The organism is Gilliamella apis (assembly GCF_030758615.1).
Taxonomy (GTDB): Bacteria; Pseudomonadota; Gammaproteobacteria; order Enterobacterales; family Orbaceae; genus Gilliamella; species Gilliamella apis_A.
Genome location: NZ_CP132381.1, coordinates 159,195 through 177,801 on the forward strand (window position 1 = coordinate 159,195; position 18,607 = coordinate 177,801).

The 18,607-nt window shown below is 36.7% G+C and carries 16 protein-coding genes and 1 tRNA gene; all 17 read left to right on the top strand.

What is annotated here, in order from left to right:
- Positions 1 to 5 precede the first annotated feature (5 nt).
- The 17 genes from atpA (at position 6) to lysS (ending at position 18,575) form a co-directional block, all read left to right on the top strand.
- The gene (atpA, locus tag RAM17_RS00775) at positions 6 to 1,547 is read left to right on the top strand and encodes a F0F1 ATP synthase subunit alpha (protein ID WP_034901516.1); all 1,542 of its coding nucleotides are present in this window, start codon (positions 6 to 8) and stop codon (positions 1,545 to 1,547) included.
- 14 nt (positions 1,548 to 1,561) lie between these two features.
- Complete coding sequence (atpG, locus tag RAM17_RS00780) at positions 1,562 to 2,431, top strand: F0F1 ATP synthase subunit gamma (RefSeq protein ID WP_065614742.1); 870 nt, start codon at positions 1,562 to 1,564, stop codon at positions 2,429 to 2,431.
- A 47-nt stretch (positions 2,432 to 2,478) separates the two neighbouring features.
- On the top strand, positions 2,479 to 3,861 hold the full coding sequence (gene atpD / locus RAM17_RS00785; RefSeq protein ID WP_034901521.1) for a F0F1 ATP synthase subunit beta: 1,383 nt from the start codon (positions 2,479 to 2,481) through the stop codon (positions 3,859 to 3,861).
- 26 nt (positions 3,862 to 3,887) lie between these two features.
- Positions 3,888 to 4,313 (top strand): F0F1 ATP synthase subunit epsilon, encoded by a 426-nt coding sequence (locus RAM17_RS00790; protein ID WP_110446930.1) that lies wholly within the window; start codon positions 3,888 to 3,890, stop codon positions 4,311 to 4,313.
- Positions 4,314 to 4,570: 257 nt separating this feature from the next.
- The gene (gene recC / locus RAM17_RS00795; RefSeq protein WP_110446929.1) at positions 4,571 to 7,780 is read left to right on the top strand and encodes an exodeoxyribonuclease V subunit gamma; all 3,210 of its coding nucleotides are present in this window, start codon (positions 4,571 to 4,573) and stop codon (positions 7,778 to 7,780) included.
- Between the two features lie 8 nt (positions 7,781 to 7,788).
- A complete protein-coding gene (locus tag RAM17_RS00800; protein ID WP_110446928.1) occupies positions 7,789 to 8,586 on the top strand; it encodes a TatD family hydrolase in 798 nt (265 codons plus the stop codon).
- 42 nt (positions 8,587 to 8,628) lie between these two features.
- The gene (gene panS, locus RAM17_RS00805; RefSeq protein WP_086362705.1) at positions 8,629 to 9,594 is read left to right on the top strand and encodes a ketopantoate/pantoate/pantothenate transporter PanS; all 966 of its coding nucleotides are present in this window, start codon (positions 8,629 to 8,631) and stop codon (positions 9,592 to 9,594) included.
- Positions 9,595 to 9,725: 131 nt separating this feature from the next.
- Entirely contained in the window at positions 9,726 to 11,114 is a 1,389-nt protein-coding gene (locus RAM17_RS00810; protein ID WP_110446927.1) for an MFS transporter, read from the top strand.
- Positions 11,115 to 11,133: 19 nt separating this feature from the next.
- Complete coding sequence (locus RAM17_RS00815; protein WP_110446926.1) at positions 11,134 to 11,766, top strand: MBL fold metallo-hydrolase; 633 nt, start codon at positions 11,134 to 11,136, stop codon at positions 11,764 to 11,766.
- A 105-nt stretch (positions 11,767 to 11,871) separates the two neighbouring features.
- Positions 11,872 to 12,462 (top strand): biotin transporter BioY, encoded by a 591-nt coding sequence (locus RAM17_RS00820; protein WP_110446925.1) that lies wholly within the window; start codon positions 11,872 to 11,874, stop codon positions 12,460 to 12,462.
- Positions 12,432 to 13,025, top strand: coding sequence for a YiiX/YebB-like N1pC/P60 family cysteine hydrolase (locus RAM17_RS00825; RefSeq protein ID WP_110446924.1), 594 nt, complete (start codon positions 12,432 to 12,434; stop codon positions 13,023 to 13,025). Before RAM17_RS00820 ends, RAM17_RS00825 begins: the two co-directional genes overlap by 31 nt.
- 94 nt (positions 13,026 to 13,119) lie before the next feature.
- Positions 13,120 to 13,195 (top strand) — tRNA-Asn (locus tag RAM17_RS00830).
- A gap of 212 nt (positions 13,196 to 13,407) precedes the next feature.
- Complete coding sequence (locus RAM17_RS00835; protein ID WP_110446923.1) at positions 13,408 to 14,136, top strand: type 1 glutamine amidotransferase; 729 nt, start codon at positions 13,408 to 13,410, stop codon at positions 14,134 to 14,136.
- Between the two features lie 28 nt (positions 14,137 to 14,164).
- Positions 14,165 to 14,995 (top strand): VanW family protein, encoded by an 831-nt coding sequence (locus tag RAM17_RS00840; RefSeq protein WP_110446922.1) that lies wholly within the window; start codon positions 14,165 to 14,167, stop codon positions 14,993 to 14,995.
- 134 nt (positions 14,996 to 15,129) lie between these two features.
- A complete protein-coding gene (locus tag RAM17_RS00845) occupies positions 15,130 to 15,756 on the top strand; it encodes a Fe-Mn family superoxide dismutase (protein WP_110446921.1) in 627 nt (208 codons plus the stop codon).
- 174 nt (positions 15,757 to 15,930) lie between these two features.
- A protein-coding gene (gene prfB, locus RAM17_RS00850) for a peptide chain release factor 2 (protein WP_108720963.1) occupies positions 15,931 to 17,029 on the top strand; the annotation gives its coding sequence in 2 pieces (ribosomal slippage) (positions 15,931 to 16,005 and positions 16,007 to 17,029; 1,098 coding nt in all).
- Between the two features lie 31 nt (positions 17,030 to 17,060).
- Entirely contained in the window at positions 17,061 to 18,575 is a 1,515-nt protein-coding gene (gene lysS / locus RAM17_RS00855; RefSeq protein ID WP_086353725.1) for a lysine--tRNA ligase, read from the top strand.
- Positions 18,576 to 18,607 lie beyond the last annotated feature (32 nt).

Sequence of the window (18,607 nt, forward strand, 5' to 3'; positions counted from 1 at the left end):
TGATAATGCAGCTAAATTCAACTGAAATAAGTGAACTAATTAAAGAGCGGATAGCTCAGTTCAATATTGTGAGTGATGCTCACAATGAAGGAACTATCATATCTGTAAGTGATGGTATTCTTCGAATCCACGGATTAACTGATGTAATGCAAGGTGAAATGATTGCATTACCAGGCAACCGTTATGCAATGGCATTAAACCTTGAAAGAGATTCTGTTGGTGCTGTGGTCATGGGACCATACGAAGACTTATCTGAAGGGATGAAAGTGCAATGTACTGGCCGTATTTTACAGGTACCAGTAGGTGATGGTTTATTAGGCCGTGTTATTAATACCCTCGGTGAACCAATTGATGGTAAAGGTTCTATTCAACATGATGGATTTTCACCAGTAGAAGTGGTTGCTCCAGGTGTTATCGACCGTCAATCAGTTGACCAAGCATTACAAACTGGTTATAAAGCGGTTGACTCAATGATTCCAATTGGTCGTGGTCAACGTGAACTTATCATCGGTGACCGTCAAACAGGTAAAACCGCATTAGCAATTGACGCCATTATCAATCAACGTGATTCTGGAGTTAAATGTATTTATGTTGCAATCGGTCAAAAACAATCAACTATTGCTAACGTAGTGCGTAAACTTGAAGAGCATGGTGCACTTAAAAACACAATTGTGGTGGTGGCATCAGCATCTGAATCTGCAGCATTACAATACTTAGCACCTTACGCTGGTTGTGCCATGGGAGAATACTTCCGTGATCGCGGTCAAGATGCATTAATTGTTTATGATGATTTATCAAAACAAGCGGTTGCTTATCGTCAAATTTCATTATTACTTCGTCGTCCACCTGGACGTGAAGCTTACCCTGGTGATGTATTCTATCTTCACTCTCGTTTACTTGAACGTGCAGCTCGTGTTAACGAAGCTTATGTTGAGGAATTCACTAAAGGTGAAGTAAAAGGTAAAACTGGTTCATTAACTGCATTACCAATTATCGAAACTCAAGCTGGTGACGTTTCGGCGTTCGTACCAACAAACGTAATTTCGATTACTGATGGTCAGATCTTCCTTGAAACTAGTTTATTTAACTCAGGTATTCGTCCAGCGGTAAACCCTGGTATTTCGGTTTCTCGTGTTGGTGGTGCTGCACAAACTAAGATAATGAAAAAATTATCTGGAGGTATTCGTACTGCACTTGCACAATATCGTGAATTAGCAGCATTCTCACAATTTGCCTCTGACTTAGATGAAGCAACAAGAAATCAATTAAGCCATGGTGAAAAAGTAACTGAATTACTCAAACAAAAGCAATACTCGCCAATGACTGTTGCTGAGCAATCAATTGTACTTTACGCTGCAGAGCGTGGTTATCTTGAAGATGTTGAACTTGCTAAAGTATTATCATTTGAAACAGCACTTCTTGCTTATGCCCATAGTCAATATGCCGATTTTGTTAAGCAAATCGACGAAACAGGCAATTACAATGATGAGATTGAAAACAAGTTAAAAGCAATGCTTGAAAGCTTTAAATCAACTCAAACTTGGTAAGGGTGAGGTAACAAATGGCTAATGCAAAAGAAATTAGAACGAAAATTGCCAGTATCCAAAGTACGCAAAAAATCACCAAAGCGATGGAAATGGTAGCTAATTCTAAAATGCGTAAAACGCAAGATAGAATGGCGGCTAGTCGTCCATACGCTGAAATGATTCGTGAAGTAATTGGACATTTAGCGTTAGCTCAAATAGGCACTAAGCATCCTTATCTGGAAGAAAGGGATGTTAAGCGAGTTGGCTATCTTATCATTTCAACCGATCGTGGTTTATGTGGTGGATTAAATATCAATCTTTTCAAAACTGTTATTGCTGATATGTCAGCATGGCAAGAGAAAGGCGTTGAAGCAGATGTTGCTTTAATTGGTTCTCGGGGTGTTTCGTTTTTCTCTTCAGTAAAAACCAACATTTTAACCCAAGTAACCAATTTAGGTGATGAACCAACTTTATCTGATTTAATTGGTCCGGTAAAAACAATGCTTGAGGCATATGACAACGGTAAAATTGATAAACTATATATTGTAACCAATAAGTTTATTAATACTATGTCGCAAAAGCCAACAATACAGCAATTATTACCATTACCGGCTTCAGAAGATAAAGAACTTAAAGCTTCATCATGGGATTATATTTATGAGCCTGATGCAAAATCATTATTAGATGTGATTTTACGTCGTTATATTGAATCACAAGTCTATCAAGCGGTGGTTGACAATTTAGCGAGTGAACAAGCAGCAAGAATGGTGGCCATGAAAGCAGCAACCGATAACGGTGCAAATTTAATTAATGAATTACAAATTGTGTATAACAAAGCCCGTCAAGGTGCGATCACAAATGAATTAATTGATATTGTATCTGGTGCAGCTGCTGTTTCAGGTTAGTGCTAAATATTGGCTTATAGTTAAGAAAAAGACGTAGAGGATTAAAAATGGCTACTGGAAAGATTGTCCAGATCATCGGTGCGGTGGTTGATGTCGAATTCCCAGAAGATGCAGTACCAAAGGTATATGATGCATTAGAAGTGGAAACTGGCACTGATAAATTAGTTCTGGAAGTTCAGCAACAATTAGGTGGTGGCGTTGTATGTTGTATCGCAATGGGCTCATCTGATGGTTTAAGACGTGGACTTAAAGTAGTAAATACAGGTCACGGCATTGAAGTTCCTGTAGGAACAAAAACACTTGGCCGTATAATGAACGTACTAGGTGATCCTGTTGATAAAGCAGGTCCAATTGGTGAAGAAGAGCGTTGGGCAATTCACCGTGCAGCACCAACATACGAAGAGTTGGCTAACTCAACAGAATTACTTGAAACTGGTATCAAAGTTATCGACTTAATTTGTCCATTTGCAAAAGGTGGTAAAGTTGGTCTATTTGGTGGTGCAGGTGTTGGTAAAACTGTAAACATGATGGAATTAATTCGTAACATCGCTATCGAGCACTCAGGCTACTCAGTATTTACTGGTGTAGGTGAACGTACTCGTGAAGGTAACGACTTCTATCATGAAATGAAAGAATCAAACGTACTTGATAAAGTATCATTGGTTTATGGTCAGATGAATGAGCCGCCAGGAAACCGTTTACGTGTAGCGTTAACTGGTTTAACAATGGCAGAAAAATTCCGTGATGAAGGTAAAGACGTACTATTATTTATCGATAATATTTACCGTTATACCTTAGCCGGTACCGAAGTATCTGCACTATTAGGTCGTATGCCATCTGCGGTAGGTTACCAACCGACCTTAGCAGAAGAAATGGGGTTATTACAAGAACGTATCACCTCAACTAAAACGGGTTCAATTACCTCAATCCAAGCAGTATATGTACCTGCCGATGACTTAACTGACCCATCGCCAGCAACAACCTTTGCTCACTTGGATGCAACAATCGTATTAAGTCGTCAAATCGCATCATTAGGTATCTACCCAGCGGTTGACCCACTTGACTCAACCAGTCGTCAATTAGATCCTCTTGTTGTTGGTCAAGAGCATTACGATTGTGCTCGTGGCGTACAGTCAATTCTTCAACGTTATCAAGAATTAAAAGATATCATTGCAATTCTTGGTATGGATGAATTATCAGAAGATGATAAATTAACTGTTGCTCGTGCACGTAAGATTCAACGTTTCTTATCTCAACCATTCTTCGTTGCGGAAGTGTTCACCGGTTCACCAGGTAAATATGTACCATTAAAAGACACAATTAGCGCTTTTAAAGGTATTATGAATGGTGATTATGATCATATTCCTGAACAAGCATTTTATATGGTTGGTTCAATCGACGAAGCGATTGAGAAAGCGAAATCTCTCTAAGAGATTTATAGAACGGAGAGAGCATTATGGCACTAACTTCCTATCAATTAGAAGTTGTTAGTGCTGAATCTCACCTTTTTTCAGGTGATGTTCAGCGAATCAGAGTCACAGGACGAGAAGGTGAACTTGGGATTTATCCTGGTCACACGCCTTTACTGACAACCATTAAGCCGGGAATGGTCGGGATTGTTAAAGCCGATGGTGAAGAAGAGTTTATTTATCTATCTGGCGGTATTTTAGAAGTACAACCAACTATGGTAACAATCTTAGCTGACACCGCCATTCGTGGTGAAGACTTGGATGAAGCAAGGGCTCAAGAAGCAGTAAGACAAGCGCAAGAACACATTAATCATCCTAGCGATGATATGTCTTTTGCTCAAGCATCTGCTGAACTTTCTAAAGCCTTAGCAAAAATACGAGTTATTGAGTTAACTCGCCGTATAGGTCAATAAGGATATTGATAGCTAAACTAGGCAATAAAGGGCTACAAATTAATAAATTGTAGCCTTTTTTATTATTTACTGAACGACTATTCGAATTATCATTACCTAAAAGGCGTAATTTTTACCTCTGAAAAACCCCTTTCCTCAAAATTTTTATAAACTATTGGCATTTTATTTAGTTATAAAAAGTTACTATTTAATCATGGCTAGATTTATTAATAGCAATCAGCGATAATCTGATTAATTCTATTAATATTAATGTAACTATGTTCACCATTTATCATTCTAATCAAGTCGATTTACTCAAATCACTCGTTAGCGAATTAATGCGCAGAGATCCGCTAGAACAGGTTTTTATGCCTGATATGGTTATGGTGCAAAGCCAAGGTATGGCACAATGGTTACAAATTGAATTAGCCAATGATCTAGGGATAGTTGCTAATGTTGATTTTCTTTTTCCAAGCCAATTTATCTGGCAGTTATACCAAACTCTGTTACCTAATTCACCACAGGAAAATAGTTATAATGTCGAATCAATGACTTGGCGTTTGTATTATCTATTGCCAAAAATTATCGAACGACCTGAATTTGATACCATTAAACATTATCTTAATATTGATAAAGAAGAACGAAAACAGTATCAACTAGCGACTCGAATCGCACAATTATTTGACCAATATTTAGTTTATCGCCCTGACTGGTTAGCCAAATGGGAAAGCAAGCAAACGGTAGCTGAACTAAATAATCATCCAGATGAAATCTGGCAATCTGAATTATGGCGACAACTAATTGCAATTAGTCAACCTTATCATCGTGCCAATATCTATCAGCAAATGTTAGACATTTTGTTAGATAATAATTTCGATTGCACAAGATTAAAATCGTTACCGAAACGAGTCTATATTTTTGGTATTACCTCACTACCACCAATTTATTTATCATTATTATCAGCACTTGGTCAACACATTGATGTCCATTTAATGTTTAATAATCCTTGCAAATGGTATTGGGGCGATATTGTAGAAAAACAGCTATCAGAGATCCAAAATACACCTGATAATATTCCTAACCCATTATTAACATCTTGGGGTAAATTAGGACGAGATAACCTATTTTTATTGCAGGAATTCAATAATAAACAAGATATTGATATTTTTGTCGATCATGAGCGAAAAGGTTTATTAGATTCAATTCAGCAAGATATTTTAGAACTTTATCAAACCAGTGATGTAAAAGCACCTATTGAGAAAACAGATAGATCAGTAACCTTCCACGCTTGCCATAGCGAACAGCGTGAGGTCGAAGTACTTTATGATTATCTATTATCTGCATTTGATGCCGATCCAACACTCGAATTACGTGATTGTATTATCATGGTTTCAGATATCGATAAATATGTACCCTATATTCGGTCAGTATTCGGTAACGCTGAAGGACAACGCTATTTACCATTCACAATTTCCGATCAAAAAGCTCGTAACATTGATCCAATGGTGCAAGGATTTTTTGCTATTTTAAACTTTACTGAAAGCCGCTTTACCGCTGAAGAGTTATTTAATCTACTTGAAATTCCAGCCATTGCCGAAAAGTTTGCCATAAGTGAGTCACAACTAACTTTATTACATACTTGGATTATTGAATCAGGTATTCGTTTTGGTCTAGAAAATGCTCACAGCTGGCTATTTGGCCTTGAACGGTTATTACTTGGTTATACCATGAATAGTGAACAAGGTGGTTGGCAACAGATACTAGCTTATGATGGTGCTACCGGCTTAGATGCTGAATTAATTGGTCAGTTAGCAGAATTTATAAAATCCGTACGTAAATGGTTAACCATTCTCAGTGAAGACAAGCCATTAACTGAATGGCAAGGCTGCTGTATTGAACTGATTAATGATTTTTTTGTTAGTAATGACTCACGTGAATCAATTTTATTAATGATTCAAGAAGAGTGGCAAAAACTGATTAGCAGTGGTTTAAATGCTAATTTTACCGATCAAATTTCAATAACTATTTTACATGATGCGATGCAATCACGATTGGAGCAAAATCACCTAGCCCATCGTTTTTTAGTCGGTAAGATAAACTTTTGTACTATGATGCCAATGCGCTCGATTCCTTTTAAATTAGTATGTTTATTAGGCATGAATGATGGTGATTATCCAAGAACATCTTTACCTTTAGATTTTGACTTAATTGCTCAAAACCCTCGTCGAGGTGATCGTAGTCGACGTATTGACGACCGCTATCTGTTTTTAGAAGCTATTTTATCTGCACAAGATCAACTCTATATCAGTTATATAGGTCGAGATATGAAAGATGATAGCGAACGTTATCCATCAGTATTAGTCGATGAGCTTTGGGATTATATTGTGCAGTATTATCATGATGCTACTGATAAAGATTCAGATAAAAACAATTCTTTAATTGATAACTTAAGAACGTTGCATACTCGCACACCATTTAATCCACAAAATTTCTTAAATGAACCTAAAAGTTATGCTGATGAGTGGTTACCTGCCGCGTTAAAAGCGGGAGAAACCCAATCATTTATCAGCGATATTACCAAAGTCATTGTAGATAATATCAATCTAGATGAATTAAAACGTTTTTATCAACACTCTATTCGGTTTTTCTTACAAAAACGCTTTAATTTTTATGTTAATTATTTAGATAACACCTTGCCCGATGCTGAAAACTTTAGCCTAGATAACTTAAAACGCTATCAACTTAATCTACAGATTTTAAATGAAATGATTGCTAAGGACTCGCAAGGCTGTGATAACTTTTACCAACGGCTTAAGCTAACTGGTGAGTTACCAGACGGTGCATTTGGTGAGATTATTTATGATGAATTGTGTGAAGCACTGCAACCTTTAGCCAATAAAATCATTGAAGAGAGAACTAATCCATCAACCTTAGAGGTAAATTTAACTATTTCGATAGATGAACAACATTATCAATTACAAGGTTGGCTAACCCACATTCAAGCAGATGGTCTTTTAACTTGGCGCCCAGCTAAACTCTCGATTCGTGATGGTATTTCATTATGGATTGATCACTTAATTTATTGTATTTTGAATTGGGATAAAACCGACAGCCAAAGTCGCTTATATGGCCGAGAAGACAACCAATGGCGATTTTTACACATTGATGCCCCACAAGCGTTAACCCTATTAACGGATCTCGTTGAAGGTTTTATAAAAGGTGTCAACCAACCACTATTAATGCCATTACAAAGCGCATGGAGCTGGTTGCTTGCTGCATATAATCCAAAAACTGGACAAATTGAACTCAGTGAAAAAGCAATAAGCAAATTATTAACCACTTGGCAAGGTGGCCAATTTCTTACCGCAGAATGTGATAGTTATTACGCAAGGCTTTATCCCGAATTAACCGATGATCTAATAGAACAAATAATACAGTTTGCTCAGCGATATTTATTGCCGATATTATTACATCAAGTCGAAGAATAGGAGGCACTATGTTTATCGATACGCATTGCCATTTCAATTTTCCTGCTTTTGTTACCGATCTCGAGAATTCAATCAATAATATTCGCCAAGCTAAAATTAATAGCTTAATTATTCCTGCTGTATCAGCAACACATTTTAGTCAAATATTACAACTCACCGAGCAATATAGTGAACTTTATGCTGCACTCGGTTTACACCCTATCTATCAACACTCGCCGGCTGATCTTGAACAACTATCAGATATAGTTAGTACTCACCCTACAAAATTAGTTGCCATTGGTGAAATTGGCTTAGACCGTTATGACCAATCTGTTGATTGGCAACAGCAACTAGATTTTTTTCGAGCTCAATTAGTATTAGCCAAGCGCTATGATTTACCCGTTTTAATCCATTCACGCAAAACACACGACATTATCTATCATGAATTACATCAAGCTAATTTGCCATGTCGTGGGGTGATCCATGGCTTTTCAGGTAGCTATCAACAAGCACTGCAATTTATTAAATTAGGCTATTATATTGGTGTTGGTGGAGTAATAAGTTATACCAGAGCCAATAAAACTCGCCAAACCATTGCAAAATTACCGCTGGAAAGTTTAGTGTTGGAAACTGATGCTCCAGATATGCCATTAAGCGGTCGCCAAGGACAAATAAATCGCCCCGAAAACATTGTCGATATTTTTAATATTCTTAGTCAATTGCGAACAGAACAGCCTTCACAAATAATTAACGCTATCTTAACAAATACCTTGACGCTATTTAGTAGAATTAATAGAATGGAAATTACAAATCCAATCAAAAGATAACCATTTAATTATTAATGATTTATCAAGAAAAGGTGATGTTTTATGTCGCAGCGCTATAGTCAACTTTTTGTACAATCCATTATTTCATTAACTCGATTATTTCCTTTATGGGCAATTCTTTGTGCAATAGCTGCCTATTTTTCACCTGATACCTTTCTGCCTGTGCGACCACATACATCACAATTATTAATGTTTGTCATGTTTACCATGGGCGTAACGTTAAGTATTGATGATTTTAAACGCGTCGTCACCAAACCGAAAGCAGTCATAATTTGTACTTTACTGCATTATATTGTAATGCCAGTGACTGCGTTAATCTTATCTAAACTATTCACTATGCGACCTGAGCTATTAGTCGGCATGGTTCTTGTGGGGAGTGTTGCTAGTGGTACCGCCTCTAATGTAATGATTTATCTAGCTAAAGGTGATGTAGCATTATCAGTTACTATTTCATCGGTATCAACACTGGTTGGCGTTGTAGTCACCCCATTACTCACATTATTGTTAGTGGGTACTACCGTTGAAGTTCCGGTTTGGGATATGTTGGTACATATTGTCCAAATTGTGCTCGTCCCTATTCTTTTAGGTTTAATTGTCCACCATTTTTTAAACCCTTTGGTAAAAAAATGTGAACGATTCTTACCACTGTTGTCGATGCTTTGTATCTTATTAATTATTTGTATTGTTGTTGCCGGTAGTCATGCTCTCATTGCTCAAGTAGGTATAACCGTTATCTTTGCCGTCATTATTCATAATGGTATTGGTTTACTTGGTGGTTATTGGGGCGGTCGTTTATTTGGTTTTGACGAGTCCACTTGTCGAACTATGTCTTTAGAAGTAGGTATGCAAAACTCTGCGTTAGCTGCAACATTAGGTACAACCTACTTTTCAGCATTATCGGCACTGCCTGCTGCGGTCTTTTCTGTTTGGCACAATATTTCTGGTTCACTATTGGCTGGTTATTGGCAAGGAAAACCCGTTAAAAATAAGAAAAAATCCAGTAATTAACAGTGAATATTGTAAAATAGCATTCATTAGCTCTCTTACTCAATCATACCCGATGAGTATGAGAGGTATAATCTTAGGATTAATAAAATTCCTCTGCTTCCAGCATATCAATCAATTTTAGGCTGAACAAAATGAATAGCGAACTACAATTACCACCTTTTGTCTATCGTATATTACCTTGGATTGCTGCATTTGCTTTTTTTATGCAATCACTCGATACCTCAATTCTAAATACTGCTTTGCCAACTATGGCCAAAGATCTTAATGAATCCCCCCTGAACATGCAGTCAGCGGTAATCTGTTATGCACTAACATTAGCACTGTTTATTCCTGTAAGTGGCTTTCTTTCAGATAAATTTGGTACCCGAAATATCTTTGTACTGGCAGTATTACTCTTTACAATAGGTTCATTACTGTGTGCTTTATCCAATTCATTAATTTTCTTAGATATATCAAGAGTAATTCAAGGTATTGGCGGTTCAATGATGGTACCGGTTTCTCGCTTAGTTTTGATTAAAGCATTTAAACGTAACGAGTTTTTAGCGGCATTAAATACCGCAACAATTCCAGGATTAATCGGACCAGTACTAGGGCCGGTTTTAGGCGGTTATCTAGTCGATATGGTAAGTTGGCATTGGGTATTTTTGATTAACTTGCCAATTGGGGTTTTAGGGGTATTTATTAGCTTAAAGTATATGCCTAACATTAAAGGCAAACATATGCCTTTTGATTTTTTTGGTTTTCTTTTTATCGTTATTACTTTTATCAGTGCTACCCTTAGTGTTGAATCTTTAAATCAAGGTCAACAATATTATTTACCAATAACGCTTGTCGTCATCAGTCTGATTTTTTTATTTATTTATCGAACCTATGCGCAAAAAAAATCTGGGCCACTATTTCCACTATCATTATTTACTATCCGCACCTTTAAAATTGGTATTATCGGTAATTTAGTCTGTCGATTGGGCATTTCTGGCGTGCCTTTCCTTATTCCACTATTTCTACAAGTTGGCTTTGGTTATTCAGCTATTTTTGCTGGCATGATGTTAGTCCCCATGGCGATTGCTTCAATTTGTACCAGATTTTTTATTACGCGGATTCTTGCTCGTTTAGGTTACCGTTTTGTATTGGTTGCTAATACCATCTTAGCTGGAATTCTGATTCTTTTAATGTCATTAATAAACTTAGCGACACCATTAGTAATATTAGGCATTTTGCTATTTTGCATTGGCGGAATCAATTCAATGCAATTTACCTCAATGAATAGTATAACATTAGCTAATTTACAAGGTGAAAGCACCAGCAGTGGTAATAGTTTAATGGCGGTTAATCAGCAATTAGCCATTAGCTTTGGCACTGGTTTTGGTGCGGTATTAGTAAGATTATTCAGCAATTCAACAACTACTATTCACGCATTTCAATTAACCTTTGTTATACTAGGTATTGTGACTATGCTATCAAGCATGATTTTTGCGCAACTAAACACACAAGATGGTAAAAATTTAACGAATCGGCGCTAAGCAATTAAGGGAGAATTATATGTTTCAATATCAGATCATTCCAGTTACAGCTTTTCAAGAAAATTGTAGCATTATTTGGTGTGATAAAACAAACGAGGCTGCCTTTATTGATCCTGGTGGAGAGCCTGAACTGCTTAGAAAAGCAGTGGAAAAACTAGGCGTAAATATCAAGCAAATCTTGCTTACTCATGGCCATTTAGATCATGTTGGCGCTGCCGTAGCGTTAGCTAATCACTATAATGTTAAGATCATTGGCCCTAGTCAAGAAGATGAGTTTTTATTCTCTGGACTACCGCAACAATGTATGCAATTTGGCTTTCCTTATACGGATAGTTTTTTACCTGATCGCTGGTTAACTGAAGGGGAACAAGTTAAAGTGGGTAACATTACACTTGATGTTCTGTCCTGTCCTGGCCATACTCCTGGCCATATCGTATTTATCAATGCCAAAGATAAAATTGCTTTTGTCGGTGATGTCTTATTCAAAAGTAGCATTGGCCGTACCGACTTTCCTCGAGGAAATCATGCCGATTTAATTTCCTCTATCACAAATAAACTATTTCCGCTTGGTGATGATTTTATCTTTGTTTCTGGCCATGGTCCGATGTCGAGCTTTGGCAATGAACGAATGACAAATCCTTTTTTAGTTTAAAAAAATTCCCTAAACAAATGTAAACTATTTTACAAGAAAATAGTTTACATAATTTGTTTTTGTATTATTATGACGCTACTATTTAGCTTTTAATGGTAGAAAATAATGAAACAGCAATTAACAACGTACTATCCAACTTATATTAATACACTATTCAACTTATCCTCTTGGCAACGCAAGTTGTGCGCAGTTACTTGTGCCGCATTGCTGCTAGGCGTTGCCGCAAATATCAGTATTCCAACCTATCCGGTACCATTCAGTCTACAATCATTAGGCGTGCTTCTGATCGGAGCTTGTTTGGGGCGTAAATTAGGTGCTTTAGCAATTCTTCAATACCTTTTTTTAGGTGCATTAGGATTACCACTTTTCGCCAATGGTAGTGGTGGCATTATGGCGCTTGCTTCTCCTTCTGCTGGTTATTTATATGGTTATGTATTTAGTGCTTATTTAGCTGGATATGCAGCAGAGAAAGGTTACGATCGTCGTTTTCTGTTAGGCTTAGTTGCCTTTGCTTGTGCACACCAATTATTATTTGTCTTTGGTGTGGTCTATTTAATGGGGTATTTACATATTTCCCTTAGCGAAGCGATACAAGTAGGTTATTTACCTTTTGTTGGTGTTGATGCACTTAAATTTATCATCGCAACTTGTGTCATGTTTTCATTATGGCGTCATCACGCGAAAAAAAATCAATAACAATGCAATCTGGCGATATTATTTTTCAATCCCAGCATGAAGAAAGCGAATTTAATAAAGCGATTACGCATTCTGGTTCACAGCTTAGCTCGGATGAGATAATCAATCAGATAAGCCATGTTGGTTTATATATTGGCAATAATATCGTCATTGAAGCCACTCAAAAACATGGGGTAATCCAACAGCCCCTTAACAACTTTTTAGCTAGCGCTCAATATAATTTAGTCGCAACCATTTTTAATGATTCCGTCATTAAAAACGCATTAATGCGAGTACAAACCTGTCTAGGATTGCCTTATAACCATAGTTTTCGCGAAGATGATAAAGGGTTTTACTGTAGTGAACTGATTACTTATGCCTTCAAGTACCCATCTGGTGAAGATTATTTTCAACGTTATCCTATGAACTTTAGCGATTTAGCCACAGGCCAAATTCTGCCTTATTGGATCAAATATTATCAAGCATTAAATCAAACGATCCCTGAAGGAGAACTAGGATCACATCCACAACAACTACTCAGACAAAAGACATTATTCAAGACAATCCAAATACTTGAAGCATAATAATCGAGATAATCTGGTACAAAAAACGCATTTTAAACAATTTAACTATTGACATAGCGTCATTAAATCTATAATATGCGCGCTACATTTCGGTTCCTCCATAGTTCAGTCGGTAGAACGGCGGACTGTTAATCCGTATGTCACAGGTTCAAGTCCTGTTGGAGGAGCCAACTTTCCGAAAGTTGAAATCTGCTCAAGCAGATTTTTTTATGCCTATTATTCTCTGTTCTATAACTCATTCGTTCATCGCCTACTAATATCTTTGCTATTGTCTTTCTTAATAAAAGATTCATAATAATTATTGCGCTTAATTTTCCATATTCATATCTAATGGCAATTGAGTACTCTGAACGATAATAGTTAGGTTAAAGGAGATTTACCAATGCATTTGCATTTTATTATTCATGAAGATTTCGAAGCTCCTGGAGCTTATGAGCAATGGGCTAAAGAACATCATTATACCATTAGTTATTCTCGTGTTTATCTTGGTGAACCTCTTCCCAACAATGTAGATAATATTGATATGTTGATTATTATGGGTGGCCCACAATCACCAGCAACAACCAAACAAGAGTGCCCTCATTTTGACTCGCTAGCGGAACAAGCAGTAATATTATCGGCTATCAATTCAAAAAAAATCGTACTTGGCGTCTGTCTTGGTTCACAATTAATTGGTGAAGCTTTAGGAGCCCCACATGGTCATAGTCCGGAAAAGGAAATCGGTAAGTTCCCTATCACCTTAACTGAAATAGGTAAAAATAATCCTTTATTTGTTGATTTTGGCAAGGGTTTAGCTGTCGGCCATTGGCACAATGACATGCCTGGTTTAACCCAAGAAGCACAAATTATTGCCTATAGTGAAGGCTGCCCACGACAAATCATTGCTTATGGTCCTTTAGTATATGGTTTTCAATGTCATATGGAGTTAACTTTAGATGTTGTTGAACAACTGATTGCTCACTCAGAAAGTGATCTTAATCAAGCAGCAAAATATCGTTTTGTTGATACACCTAGCCAACTTCGTTCCCATGATTATTCTGAAATGAATCAGAAACTGTTTGGCTTTTTAGATAAATTAAGCCTTAATTATTTATCACTTATAAAAAAATAAGCAATTTAGTAGTTAGGATGATTGTTGTATGCAAAACACTATTGTAGATAAACCTAAAAAACGCAGTAATTTAAGGTTAAAATTAGGTAAGGAGTATTTTATTCTCAAACGTAAACTAGATTGGTGGCGCAACCGTCACGCCTATAGTGTAATTGATAAGAATAATAATACTTGCAACTATTCTCATAAAAAACATCAATCGGTATTGTTAAGGCAACTGAAAGATGTTGATATGTATTTGCAATATAACAAAATTACTAACCTTCGCTTAGCAATTGAACAGCTCGACGGTTCGATAATTAAGCCCAATCAACGATTTTCAATTTGGCAAAAAGTTGGTCGACCATCTAAGAAACGCGGCTTTTTAGAAGGTCTCTCATTACATAATGGCCAAATCGGCAAAGATATTGGTGGTGGTTTATGCCAACTTGGCAATTTGATTTACTGGATGGTATTACATTCAGATTTAACCATTATTGAACGATGGCGTCATAGTTTTGATGTTTTTCCGGATGTTAACCGTACTATTCCATTTGCTTGTGGTGCAACACTTTCTTATAACTATATCGATTTACAATTACTCAATAAAACCAATACAACGTACCGACTTAATCTTTGGTTAGATGATGAATATTTACATGGTGAACTGCTTGCCAATACACCTTTATCTTATCACTATGAAATATTCGAAACCGATCACGTTATTGAACAACAATGGTGGGGCGGATACACTAGACACAACAAGATATGGCAACGTAAAACCCATTTGCTCGATAATCAAATAGAGGAAAAACTCATTAGCGAAAATCATGCAATTATGATGTATACACCTTATTTAACGCAGCCAAACGAAGTATAAAAATCATACGACAATGATATTAAATTAGATAGTCATAAGCTATCTAAACAATAGTTTGTGGGATATATTGATAGACCGTATACTCGATAGTATAAATGAGTTAAAAATACTTAATAAATGAAAGGAGCAATTTCATGGCTTATACATTACCCCCTTTACCTTATGCTTATGATGCTTTAGAGCCTTATATTGATACTGAAACAATGCATCTTCATCATGATAAACATCATCAAACTTATGTAAATAATGCTAATGCATTATTGGAATCGTTACCTACCGAAGTTAAAGACTTTTGCCCTGAAACATTACTAAAAAATCTAGACAAAGTCCCTGCAGACAAAGTTACTGGTGTTAAAAATAATGTTGGTGGTCATGTTAACCACACCCTATTCTGGGAATTATTAAAAGTTGGAACTGAACTTAAAGGTGAACTAAAAGCTGCTATTGAAAAAGACTTTGGTTCAGTTGATGCGTTTAAAGAAAAATTCTCAGCTGCTGCGGCAACTCGTTTTGGTTCTGGTTGGGCATGGTTAGTATTGAAAGATGATAAGCTAGAAGTGGTTTCAACTGCTAATCAAGATTCCCCAGTTATGGGTGAAAAATTCTCAGGCGTTTCTGGCACACCAATTTTAGCGCTTGATGTTTGGGAACACGCTTATTATTTAAAATATCAAAACCGCCGTGCTGATTACATCGGTGCATTTTGGAATGTTATTAACTGGGATAAAGTAGCTGAATTATACGCAGAAGCGAAAAAATAAGCTCATTTAGAAAAATCACATTATAAAAATGACGCAATACGCGTCATTTTTTATTTATTATTCATTTACATTATTATCAATGATGTAAGCAAATTGGTAATTGCTAAGTTATACTTAAATCCGTTACAATGCAGGATTAATTAAAAAACTTAAAAATTTACAAAACAGCATAATATGTTTGAAATTAATCCTATCAAATCGAAAATAGCCGAATTAACCGAGCGAACAGATGTGATTCGGGGGTATCTTTGACTACGATCTCAAGAAAGAACGTCTTGAGGAAGTCAATGCTGAATTAGAACAATCGGAAGTTTGGGCAGATCCAGAAAAAGCACAAGCATTAGGTAAAGAACGAGTAATGCTTGAAGAGATCATCAATACCATTAATTCATTAGATCAAGGACTTGATGATGTTGAAGGCTTACTTGAACTTGCTGTTGAAGCAGAAGATCAAGATACTTTTGATGAAGCAAATCTAGAACTAGAGCAATTAGAAAAAAAACTAGCTGGCCTCGAGTTCCGTCGAATGTTCTCAGGTGATTATGATAGTGCTGATTGTTATTTAGATATTCAATCTGGATCAGGTGGCACTGAAGCACAAGATTGGGCGGAAATGCTACTTAGAATGTATCTCCGTTGGGCTGAATCAAAAGGATTTAGTACCGAAGTGATGGAAGTATCAGATGGTGACGTAGCAGGCATTAAATCGGCCACTATTAAGGTATCTGGTGATTATGCTTATGGTTGGTTACGTACCGAAACTGGCGTTCATCGCTTAGTTCGTAAAAGTCCATTTGATTCAGGTAACCGACGTCATACATCATTTGCATCGGTATTTGTCTATCCAGAAATTGATGATAATATTGATATTGATATCAACCCTGCCGATCTACGTATTGATGTTTATCGCGCATCTGGTGCAGGTGGTCAGCACGTTAATAAAACTGAATCTGCTGTTCGTATTACCCATGTGCCAACAGGGATTGTGACTCAATGTCAAAACAATCGCTCTCAGCATAGTAATAAAGATCAAGCGATGAAACAGCTCAAAGCGAAACTTTATGAGCTGGAAATGCAGAAAAAGAATGCCGAAAAACAGCAGATGGAAGAAAATAAATCCGATATTGGTTGGGGTAGTCAAATCCGTTCATATGTACTTGACGACTCGAGAATTAAAGATTTACGTACCGGCGTCGAAACCCGTAATACTCAAGCCGTTTTAGACGGTGATTTAGATCAATTTATTGAAGAAAGCTTAAAAGCAGGTTTATAACCCTGTTTGGTGATAAATAAAAGGTAATATTATGTCAACACAGCAAGAGCAACAAAACCATATTGAAGAGTTAAACAACGAGCTTACAATACGTCGTGAAAAGCTAGCTGCAATTCGCGAACAAGGCATTGCTTTCCCAAACGATTTTCGTCGTGATGCAATCTCAAGCGATCTTCATAAATTGTATGATGATAAAACTAACGAAGAGCTAATCGAAAATAAAATTATCGTTACTGTTGCTGGTCGCATGATGATGCGCCGTATTATGGGAAAAGCATCATTTGTATCACTACAAGATGTAACTGGACAAATCCAACTTTATGTCACTCGTGATGATCTACCAGAAAATTACTATAATGAACAATTTAAAAAATGGGATCTTGGTGATATTGTTGGTGCTAAAGGTTATTTGTTCAAAACCAAAACTGGTGAGCTTTCAATCCATTGTCAAGAAATTCGCTTATTAACAAAAGCACTACGCCCATTACCAGATAAGTTCCATGGCTTAGCCGATCAAGAAATGCGTTATCGTCAACGTTATCTTGATTTAATTACTAACCAACAATCTCGAGATACCTTTATTGCTCGTTCAAAAGTGGTGACTGAAATTCGCAACTTTATGCTTGAAAACCACTTTATGGAAGTTGAAACACCAATGATGCAAGTGATTCCTGGTGGAGCTTCAGCAAAACCGTTTATTACTCATCATAATGCGCTAGATTTAGATATGTACTTACGGATTGCGCCAGAACTTTACTTAAAACGTTTAGTTGTTGGTGGATTTGAACGAGTATTTGAAATTAATCGTAACTTCCGTAATGAAGGGGTATCACCACGACATAATCCAGAATTTACAATGATGGAAATGTATATGGCTTATGCCGATTATAAAGACCTAATTGTATTAACCGAAGCATTATTCCGCCGTTTAGCTATCGCAGTAACTGGTGATGCAGTTGTACAGTATGGCGAACATACTTTTGATTTTGGAAAACCATTTATCAAAATGACGATGCGTGAAGCAATTTGTCATTATCGTCCAGAAACGAATAATGCGGATTTAGATGATTTTGATAAAGCATGTGCAATTGCCAAAGATGTGGGAATCAAAGTAGAAAAAGGTTGGGGATTAGGTCGAGTTGTAACTGAAATTTTCGAAGAAGTTGCTGAAGCTAACTTAATACAACCAACTTTTATCACCGAATATCCAGCTGAAGTATCACCACTGGCTCGTCGTAATGATGAAAACCCATTTGTCACTGACCGCTTTGAATTTTTCATCGGTGGACGAGAAATTGGTAATGGTTTCTCAGAACTTAATGATGCAGAAGATCAGGCGCAACGTTTTGCCGATCAAGTATCACAAAAGGATGCCGGTGACGATGAAGCAATGTTCTATGATGAAGATTACATCACCGCATTAGAACATGGCCTACCACCAACTGCTGGCTTAGGGATCGGTATTGACAGAACTGTAATGTTATTTACCAACAGTCATACTATTCGCGATGTCATTTTATTCCCGACAATGCGTCCAATAAAATAATGGTTGTTGATTACTATTAAACCAAACTCACT

Coding starts and splice junctions, on each gene's coding strand:
- atpD (WP_034901521.1), top strand. CDS start 2,479: ATGGCTACTGGAAAGATTGTCCAGATCATCGGTGCGGTGGTTGATGTC.
- RAM17_RS00845 (WP_110446921.1), top strand. CDS start 15,130: ATGGCTTATACATTACCCCCTTTACCTTATGCTTATGATGCTTTAGAG.
- RAM17_RS00815 (WP_110446926.1), top strand. CDS start 11,134: ATGTTTCAATATCAGATCATTCCAGTTACAGCTTTTCAAGAAAATTGT.
- RAM17_RS00800 (WP_110446928.1), top strand. CDS start 7,789: ATGTTTATCGATACGCATTGCCATTTCAATTTTCCTGCTTTTGTTACC.
- atpA (WP_034901516.1), top strand. CDS start 6: ATGCAGCTAAATTCAACTGAAATAAGTGAACTAATTAAAGAGCGGATA.
- panS (WP_086362705.1), top strand. CDS start 8,629: ATGTCGCAGCGCTATAGTCAACTTTTTGTACAATCCATTATTTCATTA.
- RAM17_RS00825 (WP_110446924.1), top strand. CDS start 12,432: ATGGCGTCATCACGCGAAAAAAAATCAATAACAATGCAATCTGGCGAT.
- recC (WP_110446929.1), top strand. CDS start 4,571: ATGTTCACCATTTATCATTCTAATCAAGTCGATTTACTCAAATCACTC.
- RAM17_RS00820 (WP_110446925.1), top strand. CDS start 11,872: ATGAAACAGCAATTAACAACGTACTATCCAACTTATATTAATACACTA.
- RAM17_RS00840 (WP_110446922.1), top strand. CDS start 14,165: ATGCAAAACACTATTGTAGATAAACCTAAAAAACGCAGTAATTTAAGG.
- RAM17_RS00790 (WP_110446930.1), top strand. CDS start 3,888: ATGGCACTAACTTCCTATCAATTAGAAGTTGTTAGTGCTGAATCTCAC.
- atpG (WP_065614742.1), top strand. CDS start 1,562: ATGGCTAATGCAAAAGAAATTAGAACGAAAATTGCCAGTATCCAAAGT.
- RAM17_RS00810 (WP_110446927.1), top strand. CDS start 9,726: ATGAATAGCGAACTACAATTACCACCTTTTGTCTATCGTATATTACCT.
- lysS (WP_086353725.1), top strand. CDS start 17,061: ATGTCAACACAGCAAGAGCAACAAAACCATATTGAAGAGTTAAACAAC.
- RAM17_RS00835 (WP_110446923.1), top strand. CDS start 13,408: ATGCATTTGCATTTTATTATTCATGAAGATTTCGAAGCTCCTGGAGCT.